We start from the raw sequence: 17,683 nt of genomic DNA, 5'->3' as shown, positions 1-17,683 counted from the left end.
CGACGTGGCCGGAATCGGTTTCGAACTGCGCAAGATGCTTCGCCGTGACACGCTGCTCGGCCTCATGCAGGCGTATACGTACGCGGGGCTGATCAGCGCGGGGCCGTGGATTCTGTCGATCGTCGGCATCCTGATGATCGGTGCACTGAGCCTGCCGCTCGTGTTGCCCAACGAACTGATCACGCAGTTCCAGGTGTCGGTGACCTGGCTCATTGCGCTGTCGCTCGTGCTGACCGGGCCGCTGCAACTCGCGTACACGCGCTTCACGTCAGACCGTCTATTTGAAAAGCGCGACGAACTCGTGCTGCCGAATTTCCATGCGGTTGCGCTGGTCGTAACCGTCGCGGCGACGCTGTTGGGCGGTGTCTCCGTATGGCTGCTTTTTCCCGGACAGACGCCCGGCTACCGGTTGCTGATGCTGGCTGGTTTTGTGGTGGTGTCGAACGTGTGGATCGCGACGATTTTCCTGTCCGGCATGAAGCAGTACGTGGCGATTCTCGTGACGTTCGCGGTGGGTTACTCGCTGACTACCGGCATCTCGATCGCGCTCAGCCATCACGGACTCAACGGCCTGTTGACGGGTTTCGTGGTCGGCCAGACCGTGCTGCTTGCGGGGCTTCTGCTGCTGATCTATCGCGACTTCCGCAGCGATCATTTCATCTCGTTCGAGGTGTTCGACAAGCGCTACCGGTATCCGCTGTTGATGATCACCGGCTTCCTGTACAACTTCGGCATCTGGGTCGACAAGTTCATGTTCTGGTACACGCCCGGCACCGGCCAGCAGGTGATCGGGCCGCTGCGCGCATCGATCATTTACGACATTCCGGTGTTCCTCGCGTACCTCGCGATCATTCCGGGCATGGCGGTGTTTCTGCTGCGCATCGAAACCGATTTCGTCGAGTATTACGACGCGTTCTACAACGCGGTGCGCGAGGGCGGATCGCTGCAGCATATCGAGCGGATGCGCAACGCGATGGTCGAGGCGCTGCGCAACGGACTGTGGGAAATCATCAAGGTGCAGACGATCGCAGCGATGATGCTGTTCGCCGCCGGACCGGCCTTACTGTCGTGGCTGCGCATTTCGACGCTGTATCTGCCGCTGCTTTACGTCGATGTGATTGCCGCGAGCCTGCAGGTCGTCTTTATGGGCGTGCTGAACGTCTTCTTCTATCTGGATAGGCGCGTGATCGTGACAGGCTGCGTCAGCGCGTTCGTGGTGCTCAACATTACGTTCACCGCGTTCACGCTCGCGCAGAATCCCGCATGGTACGGCTACGGTTTCGCCGCTTCGTTGCTGGTGGTGGTGGTGGCGAGCCTTTATCTGCTCGACCGCAAACTCGAAGTGCTCGAGTACGAGACGTTCATGCTCCAGTAATCTGGTGCCTGCGGCATGGCGCGATTTGCGGTTCTTGAAGAACGAATCGGGGATTTACCGGCTTAATTTTCGGAGGGACTCGAGATGACTCAGGAAGACAGCAGCGCAGCGACGAACATCCGGGGCACGATTCTTGTCACGGGCGGCGCGGGCTTCATTGGATCGCATACGTGTGTGGTGCTTCTCAATGCAGGCGTTGACGTGGTCGTTGTCGACAATCTCACCAACAGCCGCCAGGAATCGCTCGCACGCGTTCAGCGGATCACCGGCAAACAGTTGGCCTTCTACGAGGCCGACGTGCGCGACGATCAGGCGCTCGCGCGCATTTTCGAGGCGCACAAGATCGCGGGCGTGATCCACTTCGCGGCGCTCAAGTCCGTAGGCCAATCGGTGGCCATGCCGATCCAGTACTACCGCAACAACCTAGGTGGCCTGCTCACGGTGCTGGACGTGATGCGGCAGTTCGGATGCAGGCAGTTCGTGTTCAGCTCGTCGGCGACGGTGTACGGCACGCCGGATCACTCGCCCATCGACGAGAGCTTCCCGCTCTCCGCCACCAACCCGTACGGCCAGTCCAAACTGATTTCCGAGCAAATTCTGCGCGACGTTGTGATCGGCGATCCGTCGTGGCGCATCGCAGTACTGCGCTATTTCAATCCTGTGGGCGCGCACGAAAGCGGGTTGATTGGCGAAGATCCGATTTGCATTCCGAACAATCTAATGCCCTTCGTCGCTCAAGTCGCGGTGGGCAAGCTGAAGCAACTGCGCGTGTTCGGCGGTGATTACTCCACGCCGGACGGCACGGGCGTGCGCGATTACATTCACGTGGTCGATCTGGCGCGCGGACACCTGAAGGCGCTCGACGCGCTGATTGCCCGTGACGCGGGTTTTACCGTGAATCTGGGTACCGGGCGTGGCTACAGCGTGCTGGAAGTTGTGAAGGCGTTCGAGCAGGCTTCCGGACGACCTGTCCCGTATGAGATCGTGGCCCGCCGCCCCGGCGATGTCGGCGAGTGCTACGCCAATCCAGCCGCGGCGCAGTCGCTCATTGGCTGGGCAGCACAATACGGCATTGAGCGCATGTGTGTCGATCACTGGCGCTGGCAGGAAAATAATCCTCGGGGATATGAATAGCGAGCGAATCAAGGTGCGGTGTTCGGCACGCGATTCACAACGTTGTCCGCAGCATGCTTCATCCACGCACGCGAAACACGAAAGCTGTAATCTGGCTCGGCGTGTCTGCGGATCTGATCAAGGCCGGAGCGTCCGTCTCGCCGTCTTTCGGTTGGCGAGGAAAGCACGCAAACGTCGCCGGAGGGATTCAACATGGCATATAGCTCATTGCGAACTGTCCCAGTCGAAGTGGGGAAAGTCGTCACGGCGGCCGATGCGGTCCGTCTGATCAGAAGCCGTGACACGGTTGCCACCTCCGGATTCGTCGGCATCGGATTTGCAGAAGAGGTTGCGCTGGCGCTGGAGGAACGGTTCCTGTCGCAGCACGATCCGCTCGATCTGACGCTCGTTTACGCGGCGGGGCAAGGGGATGGCAAGCAGCGAGGCCTGAACCACCTGGCACACGACGGCATGTTGCGCCGCGTGATCGGCGGCCACTGGGGGCTTGTGCCGCAACTCGGACGGCTAGCGATTGAGAATCGTGTCGAGGCGTACAACCTTCCGCAAGGCGTGATTTCATGCCTGTTCCGTGACATCGCCGGGGGGCGGCCCGGGCACCTGAGCCGCATTGGACTCGGTACCTTTGTCGATCCGCGAAACGGCGGTGGCAAGATGAACGCCCGGACGACCGAGGACCTCGTGGAGCTGTGCCATCTCGGTGGCGAGGAAAGCCTCTTCTACAAAGCGTTTCCGATCGACGTCGCGATCATCCGGGCGACCACGGCCGACCTCGACGGAAACCTCACCATGGAGCGCGAGGCGCTGACGCTGGAGTCACTATCGATCGCAATGGCTGCGCGCAACAGCGGCGGCATTGTGATCGCACAGGTCGAGCGCATTACGGACCGCGGATCGTTGCATCCACGGCAGGTGAAAGTGCCCGGGATTCTGGTCGACTGCATCGTGCACGCGCGCCCGGAAAATCACTGGCAAACCTTCAGCACGTCATATAGCCCGGCGTTCACAGGCGAGATCCGGGTACCGTCGGGCGCCCGGAAAACGATGCCGCTAGACGAGCGCAAGATAATCGCGCGCCGCGCAGCAATGGAATTGAAAGCGAACAGCATCGTCAATCTCGGCATCGGCATGCCCGAAGGTGTTGCGGTCGTCGCTGCGGAGGAACGGATTGACAGTTTGCTGACGCTGACGGCCGAACCCGGTGTAATCGGCGGTATTCCGGCTAGCGGGCTGGACTTCGGCGCAGCCATCAACTCGCAAGCCGTCATCGACCAGCCGTACCAGTTCGACTTCTACGACGGCGGGGGGCTGGATGTCGCCTTTCTCGGGCTAGCCCAGGCCGATCGCCACGGCAACCTCAACGTCAGCAAGTTCGGGACACGCGTGGCAGGCGCGGGCGGTTTCATCAACATCAGTCAGAGCGCACGGAAGGTCGTTTTCGTCGGCACGTTCAACGCGAGCGGACTCGACGTGGAAGTTCTGGACGGAAAGATCGCGATTCGCCGCGAGGGGGCCGTGTGCAAGTTCGTCGAGCAGGTCGAACACGTCACGTACAGCGGCGCGGTGGCGTTGCAGCGCGGACAGACGACGCTCTACATCACCGAGCGCTGTGTGTTTCGTCTCACGGATCACGGGCTTGAGTTGATCGAACTTGCGCCAGGCGTCGATCTCGAGCGCGATGTGCTGTCGAAAATGGCGTTCCGGCCTGCTATCGCTGCACAGGTCAAGACCATGGATGCGGCCATCTTCTCGCCCGCGCCGATGGGGTTGCGCGAGACCATGCTGCGGATGCCGCTTGAGGAGCGCTTCATGCTGGACACTGTGCAGAACATCTTCTTCGCGAACTTCGCCGGCTTGACGGTACGTAACGTCGACGATATTGCGGCGATTCGGGCGGCGATTGAAGAAAGGCTTGCGGGGGTGCAAGGCAAGGTGCCAGCGCTAGTCGATTACGACAACTTCGGCGTGCTGCCCGATGTGCTCGATGCGTATACCGATATGGTGCGCGACGTTGTCTCGCGCTACTACTCGAGTGTCACGCGCTATACGACGAGTGCTTTTCTGCGAGCGAAGCTGCGGGATGCGCTACAGGAACGTGGCGTGTCGCCACATATTTTCGAAAGCGAGGCCGAGGCGAGAAAACATCTGGAGACGCTCGGAAAGAAAGATCAGGGCGCGTGATATTTGCATACATCCTTACCCATGGCCGCAACGTCGCCGGTTGCGGCCCCATCCGCGGACGATGTTCTTCAAAATCGACTAGTCTCTTTTTAGGCGCGTAGCGCAGTTTCTCGCCCCACGCGAGGATTCGGACCTCGGGGCAACCGATTTCAGTAACGCAGTATGCGGATCAGCAGTTCATTCCGTGCGACGGCGTGCGGGAGCTGCACGGGAACAATCCGGCTAGCGTGATGCGATGAAGCTGAAGCGCGCAGCCACGCCGAAGCGTTGGCGTCTCCGGCCAGGATGACGACGTGCGATGCCCGACGCCGGTGAGGTTGGTCTCTCGACAAAGCGAAGTTCAGACAAAACGAGGAAACCGATGGCCGATACCGAGCAGAAGATGAGTCGCCTGCAACTGACAGCGATGGTAGTCGGAAGCATGGTCGGCGCCGGGATATTTTCGCTACCGCGGACCTTCGCCCATGCAACGGGGCCAATCGGTGCGGCCATTGCCTGGCTCGTGGCGGGGGTTGGCATGTACACGCTGGCACGGGTGTTCCAGTCATTGGCGGAACGCAAGCCCGAGCTCGACGCCGGTGTGTTTGTCTACGCAAAGGAGGGCTTCGGCAACTACCCCGGCTTTCTTTCAGCCTTCGGATACTGGATCGGCAGTTGCATCGGTAACGTCTCGTACTGGGTGCTGATCAAGTCCACGCTGGGCGCATTTTTCCCGGTCTTCGGAGACGGCAACACGGTGACGGCCATCGCCGTCGCTTCCGTCGGCATCTGGCTGTTTCATTTCCTCATTCTTCGCGGCGTCAAGCAGGCGGCGTTCATCAACACCATCGTGACGTTCGCCAAGATCATCCCGATCGTGGTGTTCATCGTCATTCTGATTTTCGTGTTCGAGTACGGTACCTTTCGGCTGAATATCGAGTCCGCGGCGGAGGAAGGGGGCATCATCGGGCAGGTGCGCGCGACGATGCTCGTGACCGTGTTTGTCTTTATCGGCATAGAAGGCGCGAGCGTGTATTCGCGCTACGCGAAGGAGCGCGCGGACGTAGGGCGCGCGACGATTCTTGGCTTCGGCGGCGTGACGGCACTGATGGTGCTCGTGTCGATGCTGCCGTTCGCCGTGCTGCCGCGCGGGGACGTCGCGGACATACGCCAACCCTCGATGGCGGGCGTGCTGGAGAGCGTGGTCGGTCCATGGGGCGCGGTCTTCGTGAGCATCGGTCTGATCATATCGGTGCTCGGCGCTTATCTGGCGTGGTCGCTCATCTGCGCGGAGGTGATGTTCGCTGCGGCGCGCAATGAAGACATGCCCGCGGTGTTTGCGCGCGAAAACGCCAACAACGTTCCGGCCAACGCGCTGTGGATCACCAACATCGTCGTCCAGTTGCTCGTTGCGAGCACGTATTTCTCGTATGACGCATTCGCCCTGATGCTCAATCTCACCAGCGCGATGTCGCTGATCCCGTATCTGCTCGTCGCGGCCTACGGGTGGATGGTCTCGAATCGCGGCGAGAGCTACGAGGTACGGCCCGAAGAACGCAAGCGGGATCTCGCGCTCGCGTCGGTTGCCGTCATCTACACGCTTTTCATGATCATTGCCGGCGGTCTGAAGTTCATCCTGCTTTCGGCAATCCTGTATGCACCGGGCACGGTGCTGTACTTCATCGCCCGACGCGAGCGCAAGCTGAAAGTCTTCGAAAGCGTGCGCGACTGGGTGATTTTCGTCGTGGCCACCATAGCCGCCGTCGTGGGCGTCATCGCTCTCGCAATGGGGCTCATGGCGATCTAGACAAAACGATCGGAGCTCGATATGGCAAAGGGAAAGTCTAAGGAAAAGGAAAAGGGCGGTGAAAAGCAGGCGGCGGCCGAAAATCCATACGGCGTTTATTCGGAAGTCGGGAAACTCCGGAAGGTGATGGTCTGTGCGCCGGGCATGGCACATTCGCGTCTCACGCCGAGCAATTGCGATGAGTTGCTCTTCGACGACGTGTTATGGGTCGACAACGCGAAGCGCGACCATTTCGACTTCGTGGCGAAGATGCGCGATCGTGGCGTCGACGTGGTCGAGATGCATAACCTGCTCGCCGAAACGGTAGCGGTCCCTGACGGCAAGAAGTGGATTCTCGATAACCAGATTGTCCCGAACCAGGTCGGACTGGGTTTCATCGACGAACTGCGAAGCTATCTGGAAGGCCTCGACAATCGCGCGCTCGCCGAGACATTGCTTGGCGGCCTCTCGATCTACGACTTCCCGGAAAAGCATGGCGGAGCCGCGCTCAAGGTCGTGCGCGAAGCGGCCGGGGCCACCGAATATCTGCTGCCGCCGCTGCCGAACACCTTGTATACACGCGACACCACGTGCTGGATCTACGGCGGCGTGACGCTCAATGCGCTTTACTGGCCCGCGCGGCACGAGGAAACGATCCTTGCCCAGGCGATCTACCGGTTTCATCCGGACTTTGCCGGCAAGGTGAACGTCTGGTGGGGAGACGCAACGCAGGATCACGGGCTCGCGACGCTCGAGGGCGGCGACGTCATGCCGATCGGCAACAAGACGGTGCTCATCGGCATGAGCGAGCGTACGTCGCGTCAGGCGATCAGCCAGCTTGCCGCGACGCTGTTCCAGCAGGGTGTGGCCGAACGCGTGATCGTCGCTGCGATTCCGAAAATCCGCGCGGCCATGCACCTCGATACGGTGTTTACCTTTGCCGACCGTGATTGCGTGCTGATTGCACCGGATTTCCTCGCGCGCACGCGGACGTTCTCGTACCGGCCCAGCGATCATCCGGCGGGCCTGGAACTCCATCCGGAGAAAAAGGCCTTCGTCGATGTGGTGAGCGAGGCGCTTGGCGTCAAAAAGATGCGCGTTGTCGAGGCGGGCGGCAACGACTATCAGCGCGAGCGCACGCAGTGGGACAGCGGCGCGAATCTGGTTTGCACGTCGCCAGGCGTTGTATTCGCCTACGACCGCAACACGTACACGAATACGCTGTTGCGCAAGGCCGGAATCGAAGTCGTGACCATTGACGGTGCAGAGCTTGGGCGCGGGCGCGGCGGTGGCCATTGCATGACATGTCCGATCATTCGTGATGCGGTGGACTTTTAGTGCTGCGGGCGTAGTAGTGTTCGGAAGCTTTCGCCGCAGGTTCGGAGAAAGGAAGGCTGGTCAGGAATCCAGAGGAAAGTTCCAGTGTTTGCCAACCATGAAACGGGGCGAGCTTTTTCTCTCTCTTTGATCGTGACGCTGTGTGCGTTGGCGGCAGGCGCAGTGCTGGCGGGTTGCCGCAAAGGCGAGGAGGCACCGGCGACCGAAGTCCGGCCGGTACGCGTCGTCACGATAGAAAAGCAGGCTGCAGGGACAACCATCGCTTTGACCGGAAGGTTGCAGGCGCAGGCCGAGATCAATCAATCGTTCCGTATCGACGGAAGAATGATCTCCCGTAATGTCGATGTCGGGGACCGGGTCACTGCGGGCCAGGTGCTGGCACGGCTCGACCGGATGAACGAAGAGAGCAACCTGCAGTCCGCCCGGGCCCAGCTGGCTGCTGCCCAGGCTCAGGCTCTCGAGGCGAACACCATGTTCAACCGCATGCGCAATTTGCTGGCGGAGCGTGCCGTGTCGCGCGCTTCTTACGAGCAGTCCGAGGCGATGGCAAAGATCACGCAGTCGCAAGTCGATTCGGCGCAGTCGCTGGTCAAAATTGCACAGAACAGGCTGAGCTATACCGATCTGGTGTCGGACGTCGCTGGCGTGGTGACGGCGCGAGGTGCCGAGCCGGGCGAGGTCGTCGCGGCGGGCCGCATGATCGTCCAGATCGCGCGCGAAGGGGCAGTGGACGCCGTCTTCGATGTGCCCGCGGCGATCAAGGACATCGCGCCGTCAAATCCCGACATTGTCGTCGCGCTGGCCAGCAATCCGGCGATTACCGCCAACGGCAAGGTTCGCGAAGTATCGCCCCGCGCAGATCCCGTTACAGGGACGTTTGCGGTCAGGGTCCGGGTGCTCAATCCACCGGCCACCATGCGCCTCGGCAGTACGGTGGTTGGCCAGATGAAACTCCAGCGCCCGCCGGCCATCGAGATACCCTCCAGTGCCCTGATCCAGCCCGGCCAGACATCGTCGGTCTGGGTGGTCGATACGAAGACCGGAACGGTTTCGGTGCGTGACGTGGAGCTTCAAGCCTACGCCGAGGACCGCGTACAGGTATCGCGCGGGTTGGCCCCAGGCGACGTGGTCGTGACTGCCGGCGCGCAGGCATTGCGACCAGGACAGAAGATCAACTGGACCGAGGCACCGAGGTGATTGGCCCGAATCTATCGGAATGGGCGCTATCGAAGCGCCCACTCGTCGTGTTCCTGATGATCGGCGCACTTGCCGCGGGGACCCTGTCGTTTATCCGGTTAGGGCGTGCCGAAGATCCGGTCTTCACCATCCGCACGATGGTGGTGTCAGCGGTATGGCCGGGAGCCACGATCGACGACACGCTTTCCCAGCTAACCGAGCGGCTCGAGCGCACGTTGCAGGAGACTCGCCACGTAGACCGCATTCGCAGCTTCACGACGGCGGGCCAAACAACGATCTTCGTCGATCTGCTGCAATCGACGCCACCTCGCGAAGTCCCCGACATCTGGTATCAGGTTCGCAAGAACGTTGGCGATATGCAGCAATCGCTGCCGGCGGGGACCGTTGGCCCGTTCTTCAATGACGACTTCGGCAACACCTACGGCATCATCTACGCGTTCACGGCAGACGGCTACAGCATGCGCGAGTTGCGCGATCACGTCGAAGCCATTCGCTCACGTTTGCTGCTGGTGCCGGACGTTTCGAAGATCGAGGTCCTCGGCGCGCAGGACGAACAGATTTACATCGAATTCTCGACCAGCCGTCTGGCCGGGCTGCGTCTGGACTACCCGACCATCGTCGGGGCATTGACCGCGCAAAATGTCATCAGGCCGGCCGGCGTACTGCAAACCGGGCAGGAGCGGGCGTTCTTCAGGGTGAGCGGTGCTTTCGATTCCGAACGCGACATCGAAAATGTGAATCTTGTTTTGGCGGGCCGCATCGTTCGCCTTGGCGATATCGCGACTGTGAGGCGCGGTTTCTCGGATCCGCCGCAACCGATGTTCCGTGTCAACGGCAAGCCGGCGATCGGACTTGCAATCGCCATGCGCGATTCGGGCGACATCCTGGCGCTCGGCCGCAACCTGAAGGCCGAAATGGCCGACATTACCGCGAACCTGCCCGTGGGCATCGAGCCGTCCCTGGTCGCCAATCAGGCCGATACCGTCGATGTCGCAATCAACGACTTCATGGCCTCGCTCTGGCAGGCCATTGCGATTATCCTGGTGTGCAGTTTCGTGAGTCTGGGCATACGGCCGGGGATGGTGGTGGCGCTGTCGATCCCGCTCACGCTGGCTATCGTATTTGCGATCATGGACCTGGTGCACATCGACCTGCACCGGGTGTCGCTGGGTGCGCTGATCATCGCGTTGACGCTGCTGGTCGACGACGCCATGACGACGGTCGACGCCATGATCAACCGCCTCGCGGCTGGCGACAGCAAGGACCAGGCTGCGACTTTCGCTTACCGGACACTGGCGGCGCCGATGCTCGTCGGCACGCTCGTCACGATTTCCAGCTTCGTGCCGATTGGCTTCGCGAAGAGTTCGGCGGGCGAGTACACGTTCTCGATCTTCGCCGTGGTCGCGATTGCGCTGCTCGTGTCGTGGTTTGGCGCGGTGGTTTTCTCGCCGCTCGTCGGTCAGGCCATCCTGAAGGCGCCCAAGGCAAGCAAGGAGCCGGCGAAGCCCGGCAAGGTACTCAGGGCCTATAACCGGTTCCTGCGCGCGGCGCTGCGGATGAGGTGGCTGACGATTGCCGTCACGCTGGCGGCGTTCGTTGTATCGATCTTCCTGCTTCGGTTCGTGCCTCAGCAGTTCTTTCCCGCGTCCGACCGCTCTGAATTGACGGTGGACCTCACGTTGCGCCAGAACGCATCGATCCATGCCACCGAGGCGCAGGTCGCGCAGATCGAAGCTATTTTGAAGGGCGATCCCGATGTCGATCACTTCAGCAGTTATGTGGGTCGCGGCGCCATTCGCTTCATCCTCACGCTGAATGTCCAACTGCCCAATCCGTTTTTCGCGCAGATCATCGTAGTCGCCAAGGATGTGGCCGCACGCGACCGGCTGCAACTGAAGCTGGAGAAGATACTGAGCGAACGGTTTCCCGGCGTGATTGCTCGCGTGTCCCCGCTGGAACTGGGGCCGCCAGTGGGATGGCCGCTTCAGTATCGCGTGTCGGGTCCCGATCCCGCGCGAGTGCGTGGCATCGCGCTCGATCTCGCCGGTATCGTGGGTTCCGACGAGCGGAGTCGCTACGTCAACTTCGACTGGATGGAGCCGGCCCGGCAGATCCGGATTCACATCAACCAGGATGAAGCGCGCCAGCTCGGCGTCAGCACTGCGGCGCTCGCGACGGTTATGAACACCATCATTACCGGCACGCCGATCACGCAGATCCGTGACGACATCTATCTGGTCAATGTCGTAGCGCGGGCTGCGCAAGAGAGTCCCCTCACAGTACAGACGCTGGGCACGTTGCAGGTGCCGACGCCGAGCGGCCGAATGGTTCCGCTCAGCCAGTTCGCGACGTTTACCGAGGACCAGGAGTCACCCCTGATATGGCGGCGCAACCGCATACCGACACTCACTGTGCGCGCGGACGTGACACATGGCGTGCTTCCTGACGAAGTCGTCGCGAAACTCGCGCCGAAGATCGCCGGGTTCAAGGCGAAGCTGCCCAAGGGCTACAAGATAGAAACCGGTGGTCTGTACGAGGAAAGTTCGGCATCCCAGGCATCGGTGTTTGCCGTCGTGCCACTAATGATCGTGCTGATGCTGACGAGCATGATGGTGCTGCTGGTGAGCTTCAAGCGCTTGGCCATGGTGGTTTCGGTGTTGCCATTGGGGCTGATCGGCGTCGTGCTGGCGCTGCTGGTCTCGAACCGGCCGCTTGGCTTCGTCGCGATTCTGGGCATTCTCGCGTTGATCGGCATGATCGCCAAGAACGGGCTGATCCTGATCGTGCAGATCGACACCAATCGCCGTGAGGGCATGGGCGTGCTTGAGGCCGTTGTTGCCTCAGGCACTTCGCGCATTCGGCCGATGATGCTGACGTCGATCTCGACCGTGCTCGGACTGATCCCAATCGCGCCGACCGTGTTCTGGGGTGCGATGGCCTTTGCGATCATGGGTGGACTGCTGGTCGCGACGCTGTTGACGCTGGTGTTTCTGCCGGCGCTGTACATGGTGGTGTTCGGCAAGAGTGATCGACCGGCGTTGCCGGTTTCTGGTGCGGCTGGCGGATCGACGTAAGCGCTGTGGCCGGCGCGCTGCCCTGGCGACGACCGAAGTGGTTACGGTCGCCGGGTATTCGATAGAGGAGGCGTGCGTCTCTCATGTGGACAACATCGCTCCGGGCGTTCCTGCTCGATTTGCGTTCGCGATGGCGCATCGTGCTGTCCCGCGCGCTGTGCTTTCTGACGCTCTGGATCATCTTGATGCCAAGCGTGAATCCAGCCGATCTCGCGTGTGGCCTGATCGCGACCCTCGTCGCGACGCATATGAGCCTGCGTCTTCTCCCGCCGCGCGAAGGGCAGTTGCGCCTCGGCGCGTTGCTGGTCTTTGCGCCGCATTTCCTCGCGCAGTCGCTGCTGGCGGGAATCGACGTGGCACGACGTGCATTGCACCCACGCCTGCCTTTGCAGGCGGGCACCGTCGTTTATCGAACCGGTTTTCCGCCGGGCATGGCGCGCAATGTGTTTGCCATCATCACCAGTCTCTTGCCGGGCTCCCTTCCCGTTGACGACACTGCGGATGGGCTCGTTTACCACTGCCTGGACGTTGAGCAACCCATTGCCGAACAGATGGCGGACGAAGAGCGGCGCCTGACTGGCGCATTGACCAAGGGGGAGCGAGATGGCTGACGTGCTGATAGCCGTGTCCGGCGTGGTGCTGTTAATGGTTGCCGTGGGGTTGTTGAGCGTACTGCGCGGTCCAACGCGAGCCGACCGCATGATGGCCGCCCAGCTGTTCGGTACGGGCGGCATTGCGGTCCTGCTGCTGGTAGGCACCGCGAGTGGCGTGGACGCCGTTGTCGACGTCGCATTGACGTTGGCCCTGCTCGCGGCGTTTGCGTCAGTTGCCTTCGTCAAGTCCGACCGGCCGGCAGAAGGCGTCACGCAGAACGAGGACCGGAAATGAAAACCTTCGCCGATGTCTTCACGATCGTGGCCATGCTTGCGGGCATTTTCTTCCTGGTGGCGGGCACGGTCGGGTTGTTGCGGTTTCCTGATACCTATACCCGGCTGCACGCGCTAACCAAGGCCGATAATCTCGGGCTGGGAATGGTGGTGTTAGGGCTGTTGCCGCAGGCCGGTCATGTCACGGTCGCCCTCAAGCTGATCGTGGTCTGGCTGCTGGTACTGCTGACGTCGTCCGAGGTGTCGCAGCTCATTGCGCGCGCCGCGCGCCGGCAGGAGACACGTCCGTGACTTTCGCAATCTCGGTGGGCATTGGCATCCTGTTACTCGTGCTCGCGACATGGACCGTTGTCGTGCGCGACACCTTCGCCGCGGTAGCCGGGTTCATTCCTTATGGCTTGCTGCTTACGCTGGCCTGGCTGGTGCTTCATGCAGTCGACGTAGCGTTGACCGAAGCAGCCATCGGTGCAGGCTTGACCGGCGCGTTGCTGATCGACGCGGCGCCTCGTTTGCACCCGACGGAAGCGGCGGCCCGCGCCGAAGCGCCAGGCCTCGCGATGCGTGTTGCGGCGGCCATCGCCGCCACGGCTGTCGCCGTTGTCATCGCCGCGTGCCTTCTGCATTTGCCGGAACCGGCTCCGACGCTGGCGCCCGAAGTGGCACAGCACATCGGATCGATTGGCGTCGGTAACCCGATCACCGCGGTCCTGATGTCGTTTCGCGCGATCGATACGTTGCTCGAAGCGATCGCGCTGCTGTTCGGTGTGGTCGGTGTCTGGTCGCTGACGCCGGACCACTGCTGGGGCGGCAGGCCACGACCCGCGCAGGTGGTCGGTCCGAACGACATTCTGGTGTATCTGGCGCGCGTCTTGCCACCCGTTGGCGTCGTGATCGGCATCTACATTTTCTGGGTAGGCGCCGATCATCCCGGCGGCAAATTCCAGGGCGCCACGGTGATCGCGGCGATGTGGCTGCTCGTCATGATGTCCGGTTTGCGCGATGCGCCTGCCATCAGTCGTCGCCGGCTGCGTGTGGTGTTGATTGCCGGACCGGCAGTCTTCATCGCGATTGGCCTGCTCGGTGCCGTCATGGCGGGGGCATTTCTTGCGTATCCGGAAGGTTGGGCGAAACCGTGGATCATCGTCATCGAAGCCGCGCTGCTGCCATCGCTCGCCGTAACCCTGGTACTCCTGCTGATCGGGCCGCCCCAACGACCGGAGGTTCGCACATGAACGTATCCCAGTGGTTCGCCTTGACCGCCGCCGCTCTGGTGGGTCTTGGCCTGTATGGCCTGATCGTCAACCCGCAGCCCTTGCGCAAGGTGCTTGCCTTTAACCTCACGGGCAACGGCGTTTTCCTGGTCTGTGGCGTTATCGCACAGCGAGGGGCGGCTGCCGGCATGCCCGGCGATCCGGTGCCGCAGGCGCTGTTGATCACGGCGATTGTCGTGTCGTTCGCCGCTTCCGCGTTGGCGGTCGCGCTCATACTGCGCTGGTTCGCGCAGACCGGCTCGATCTCTCTGTCCAGCGATGGCGATGCCACGTCCGGGCAAGACGCCGCCGATGTGGGGGCCAGGTGAGCGTGCTGGCGCTCACTGAGCGGGCAACACCAGGCGGCCTGCTATTGGTGCTCGCCGTGTTGTTGCCCGTTGCCGGCATGCTGTTCGGGTTGACCTTCGGTGGTCGCCGTGCGCAACGCGCATCGTGGGTGACGATCGTCTGCGGTTTTGGCGTCGTGCTGGCGATAGCGCGAAGGCTGGTCGTGTCAGGCGACGCATTGCAGTATCGGCTCGGTGGATGGTCTCCGCCGCTGGGTGTCATGCTTCGCGCAGACGGATTGTCGGTCTGCATGATGCTGGTGGTTGCCGTGGTGATCGGCGCGGTGGCGATCTACGCCAACGGCAATTTCGGCACGCCGGCCGGCAAGACCGAAGCGCGCGGTCCGTTCTCTTTCTGGCTGTTGCTGCTCGCGGTCTGGGGGGCGCTCAATCTGGTGTTCGTAAGCGGGGACATCTTTACGCTTTATGTCGCGCTCGAACTGCTGACATTCGCGGGTGTTCCGCTCGTGTCTCTCGATGGACGGGCCGAAACATTGCAGGCAGCGTTACGTTATCTGCTCTTCGCGTTGATCGGTTCGATGCTTTATTTGCTGGGCGTATTTCTGCTCTATGGCGCTTATGGCACCCTGGACATCGCGTTGCTGGCCATGCGCATTAATGCTCAGCCAGTCGCCTTTGCTGCGGTGGCGCTGACGACAGCCGGCATGCTCGCCAAAACCGCACTGTTTCCGCTGCACCTGTGGTTGCCGCCTGCGCACGCTGGCGCGCCCGCCGCCGCGAGCGCGCTACTTTCGGCGCTGGTCATCAAAGGATCGTGGTTTGTCGTCGTGCGGCTTTGGTTCGATGTATTCGCTGGCATCATGAGCAGCCCCTTCGCGCAACTGCTTGCCGGTCTCGGTGCCATGGCGATCGTAGTCGGCAATGTGGTGGCGCTGCGCCAGGCGCGCCTGAAGCTTTTGATCGCTTACTCGACGGTCGCCCAGATCGGCTATCTGTTCCTGATGTTTCCGCTCGCTGCGGCTCAGCACGGCAGCACCCAGGCGGTCACGGGCGGCTTGTTGCAGGCCATCTCGCACGCTACCGCCAAGGCTGCCATGTTTCTCGCTGCGGGGCTGATCTATGGCACGCTGGGTCATGACCGCATGGCCGACCTGCGTGGCGCAGGGCAGGCCTTGCCGATGACAGTGACGGCCTTCGCGCTGGCCGGCGCCACGCTTATCGGCTTGCCGCCGTCGGGGGGCTTTCTTGCGAAGTGGCTGCTGCTGTCGAGCGCGTTTTCGACGGGGCAATGGTGGTGGGCGCTGGTGATGTTGCTTGGTGGCTTGCTCACCAGCATTTACGTATTCATCGTGGTAGTGCGCGCAATGGAGCCCGCGGCACCCCGCTGGTCGCCGAAAATGCAGGTGCGCCGTTATCAGCAGATGGCGGTGCTGGCGCTCGCACTGTGTTCCTTCCTGTTAGGGTTGGCGGTGCTGCTGCCGGTCAACGTGGTGCAGATCGGCCGCACGGCGATGCCGATGACGGGGATGCCGTGAATACCACCCAGGTTCTGATGGCCACAGCCGTTGGCTTGCCGTTGCTGATGTTGCTGGCTTGCGCGTCGGCGCGTGTTCGCCGACGGTTGCCTTCATGGTTCGCGTTCGCTCCGATGCCCGCGTTGGCGACGGCGATCGGCGCTCACCGGGGCGAGCCGCTGGTGCTGGGACAGAGCCGTTTCGCCTTGTATTTCGCACTCGATTTACCGGGCGCGTTGTTGCTCGGCACGGCGGCGCTGTTATGGATCTTCGGCGGGATCTTCGCCTTTCACTATCTGCGGGGCCGCCGGAATATCGATGGGTTTGTCATCTGCTGGTTCATGGCCATGACCGGTTGCATGGGCGTATTTCTGGCAGCGGATCTGATCGGGTTTTATCTTCTGCTCGCCGTCTTGAGCGTCGGCGCGAGCGGCCTGGTGCTGCAGGGCGGCGGCCCCGATGCACGCTATGCGAGCGCGCTTTATCTCGGCGTCGCGTTGCTTGCCGAGGCGTTCCTGCTCGCAGGCTTGATCCTGCTGGCACAGGCCACGCCAGGCGGCAGCCTCCTGATACGCGATGCAGCTGCCGCTTTGCCGCATTCGCCCTCGCGCGATACGACGCTCCTTTTGCTGCTGGTTGGCCTCGGCATGAAGGCCGGGCTCGTGCCGATGCATTTCTGGATGCCGTATGCCTATGGCGCAGCGCCGACTCCCGCGGCTGCCGTGCTGAGCGGCGCGGTGATCAAAGCCAGCGTCATTGCATTGCTGCGCTTGCTGCCGTTCAACGACGCGTGGCCGCACATCGGCATCCCACTGGCGGCGCTGGGCATGTTCGGCGCGTTTTACGGTGTGGCGATCGGCATCACCCAATCCACGCCGAAGATCGTCCTCGCGTACTCGAGCGTCAGCCAGATGGGCTTCCTGATCGCGGTGATCGGCATGGGGCTGGCCGCTGGCGATCCTGGCGCCGTCGTTGCGGCGGCTTACTACGCCGCACACCATCTGCTGGTAAAGGGCACGCTATTTCTGGCCGTGGGCGTGGTCGCGCTTTCGGGCGCTCGCGTGCTGCGACTTGTGCAGGTGCCCACGGCTCTCGTCGCCCTCGCACTGGGTGGACTGCCACTCACGGGCGGCGCACTGGCGAAATACGCGACCAAGGACTTGCTGGATAGTGGTCTGGTCGGGGCGTTGGCTTTGGCGTCTTCAGCCGCGACCACACTGCTGATGCTTCATTTCGTGCGCCGCCTGAACGCAATGTCGATTGCCGATTCCGATGTACGCACTCTGGCACCGCTCACAGGTGCATGGCTGGCGATGGTGCTGACCTCGCTGATCGCACCATGGGTGCTGTATCTGGAGATCCCGATTGGCACGCTATCCGACGCACTGGCGCCCGCAGCTTTATGGTCCGCGCTTTGGCCTGTTATTGCGGGCGTGGCGCTCTTCATCGGCTGGAACCGATGGGGCACGTCGCTGCCCTCCGTGGCAGCGGGCGACGTGGGTGGCCTCTTGCAGGGACTGCAACGCGTCTGCAGGGCGGCAGGGCGGGTCACTGGGATCACCGATGCGCTTGTGCGGCGATGGTCCGTGTCGTGTCTGACCTTGCTGCTGGCGGTGCTGCTATTTGGTGGTCTGCTGACGGTGGCGGGCTGATGTGCGCGACG

The 17,683-nt window shown here is 62.2% G+C and carries 14 protein-coding genes; all 14 read left to right on the top strand.

Translation table 11 applies throughout. The features are described 5' to 3' along the window. Positions 1-4: 4 nt before the first annotated feature. The 14 genes from pelG to L0U80_RS22850 all read left to right on the top strand — a co-directional run bounded on the left by pelG (position 5) and on the right by L0U80_RS22850 (position 17,672). The gene (pelG, locus tag L0U80_RS22915; protein WP_233870519.1) at positions 5-1,375 is read left to right on the top strand and encodes an exopolysaccharide Pel transporter PelG; all 1,371 of its coding nucleotides are present in this window, start codon (positions 5-7) and stop codon (positions 1,373-1,375) included. Between the two features lie 84 nt (positions 1,376-1,459). Next, a complete protein-coding gene (gene galE, locus L0U80_RS22910) occupies positions 1,460-2,509 on the top strand; it encodes a UDP-glucose 4-epimerase GalE (RefSeq protein WP_233870516.1) in 1,050 nt (349 codons plus the stop codon). A 192-nt stretch (positions 2,510-2,701) separates the two neighbouring features. Beyond that, the gene (locus L0U80_RS22905; RefSeq protein ID WP_233870513.1) at positions 2,702-4,687 is read left to right on the top strand and encodes an acyl CoA:acetate/3-ketoacid CoA transferase; all 1,986 of its coding nucleotides are present in this window, start codon (positions 2,702-2,704) and stop codon (positions 4,685-4,687) included. A 361-nt stretch (positions 4,688-5,048) separates the two neighbouring features. Continuing rightward, positions 5,049-6,473 carry a basic amino acid/polyamine antiporter gene (locus L0U80_RS22900; RefSeq protein WP_233870510.1) on the top strand — a complete coding sequence of 475 codons (1,425 nt, stop codon included), beginning with the start codon at positions 5,049-5,051 and terminating at the stop codon, positions 6,471-6,473. 126 nt (positions 6,474-6,599) lie between these two features. Further along, positions 6,600-7,790 carry an arginine deiminase gene (locus tag L0U80_RS22895; protein WP_233871531.1) on the top strand — a complete coding sequence of 397 codons (1,191 nt, stop codon included), beginning with the start codon at positions 6,600-6,602 and terminating at the stop codon, positions 7,788-7,790. Between the two features lie 84 nt (positions 7,791-7,874). After that, on the top strand, positions 7,875-8,987 hold the full coding sequence (locus tag L0U80_RS22890) for an efflux RND transporter periplasmic adaptor subunit (protein ID WP_233870507.1): 1,113 nt from the start codon (positions 7,875-7,877) through the stop codon (positions 8,985-8,987). Beyond that, on the top strand, positions 8,984-12,061 hold the full coding sequence (locus L0U80_RS22885; protein WP_233870505.1) for an efflux RND transporter permease subunit: 3,078 nt from the start codon (positions 8,984-8,986) through the stop codon (positions 12,059-12,061). Before L0U80_RS22890 ends, L0U80_RS22885 begins: the two co-directional genes overlap by 4 nt. Before the next feature lie 140 nt (positions 12,062-12,201). Continuing rightward, a complete protein-coding gene (locus tag L0U80_RS22880; protein WP_233870503.1) occupies positions 12,202-12,672 on the top strand; it encodes a Na+/H+ antiporter subunit E in 471 nt (156 codons plus the stop codon). Further along, positions 12,665-12,949: an MrpF/PhaF family protein gene (locus L0U80_RS22875; RefSeq protein ID WP_233870501.1), complete on the top strand. Its 285-nt coding sequence runs from the start codon at positions 12,665-12,667 to the stop codon at positions 12,947-12,949. Before L0U80_RS22880 ends, L0U80_RS22875 begins: the two co-directional genes overlap by 8 nt. Then, positions 12,946-13,239, top strand: coding sequence for a monovalent cation/H(+) antiporter subunit G (gene mnhG, locus L0U80_RS22870; RefSeq protein ID WP_124151699.1), 294 nt, complete (start codon positions 12,946-12,948; stop codon positions 13,237-13,239). Before L0U80_RS22875 ends, mnhG begins: the two co-directional genes overlap by 4 nt. Further along, positions 13,236-14,180: a hydrogenase subunit MbhD domain-containing protein gene (locus L0U80_RS22865; RefSeq protein ID WP_233870499.1), complete on the top strand. Its 945-nt coding sequence runs from the start codon at positions 13,236-13,238 to the stop codon at positions 14,178-14,180. The genes mnhG and L0U80_RS22865 overlap by 4 nt, the downstream gene beginning before the upstream one ends. Further along, a complete protein-coding gene (locus L0U80_RS22860; RefSeq protein WP_233870497.1) occupies positions 14,177-14,527 on the top strand; it encodes a sodium:proton antiporter in 351 nt (116 codons plus the stop codon). Before L0U80_RS22865 ends, L0U80_RS22860 begins: the two co-directional genes overlap by 4 nt. 2 nt (positions 14,528-14,529) lie before the next feature. Next, positions 14,530-16,041: a complex I subunit 5 family protein gene (locus L0U80_RS22855; RefSeq protein WP_233870494.1), complete on the top strand. Its 1,512-nt coding sequence runs from the start codon at positions 14,530-14,532 to the stop codon at positions 16,039-16,041. Then, positions 16,038-17,672: a proton-conducting transporter transmembrane domain-containing protein gene (locus L0U80_RS22850; RefSeq protein ID WP_233870491.1), complete on the top strand. Its 1,635-nt coding sequence runs from the start codon at positions 16,038-16,040 to the stop codon at positions 17,670-17,672. The genes L0U80_RS22855 and L0U80_RS22850 overlap by 4 nt, the downstream gene beginning before the upstream one ends. Positions 17,673-17,683: the final 11 nt, after the last annotated feature.

This window comes from Paraburkholderia adhaesiva (genome assembly GCF_021390575.1).
GTDB classification, from domain to species: Bacteria; Pseudomonadota; Gammaproteobacteria; order Burkholderiales; family Burkholderiaceae; genus Paraburkholderia; species Paraburkholderia adhaesiva.
Note: the sequence above shows the minus strand (reverse complement) of the source record. Positions and strands in the feature narration are given on the sequence as shown.

Coding starts and splice junctions, on each gene's coding strand:
- L0U80_RS22900 (WP_233870510.1), top strand. CDS start 5,049: ATGGCCGATACCGAGCAGAAGATGAGTCGCCTGCAACTGACAGCGATG.
- mnhG (WP_124151699.1), top strand. CDS start 12,946: ATGAAAACCTTCGCCGATGTCTTCACGATCGTGGCCATGCTTGCGGGC.
- galE (WP_233870516.1), top strand. CDS start 1,460: ATGACTCAGGAAGACAGCAGCGCAGCGACGAACATCCGGGGCACGATT.
- L0U80_RS22905 (WP_233870513.1), top strand. CDS start 2,702: ATGGCATATAGCTCATTGCGAACTGTCCCAGTCGAAGTGGGGAAAGTC.
- L0U80_RS22895 (WP_233871531.1), top strand. CDS start 6,600: ATGGTCTGTGCGCCGGGCATGGCACATTCGCGTCTCACGCCGAGCAAT.
- L0U80_RS22860 (WP_233870497.1), top strand. CDS start 14,177: ATGAACGTATCCCAGTGGTTCGCCTTGACCGCCGCCGCTCTGGTGGGT.
- L0U80_RS22875 (WP_233870501.1), top strand. CDS start 12,665: ATGGCTGACGTGCTGATAGCCGTGTCCGGCGTGGTGCTGTTAATGGTT.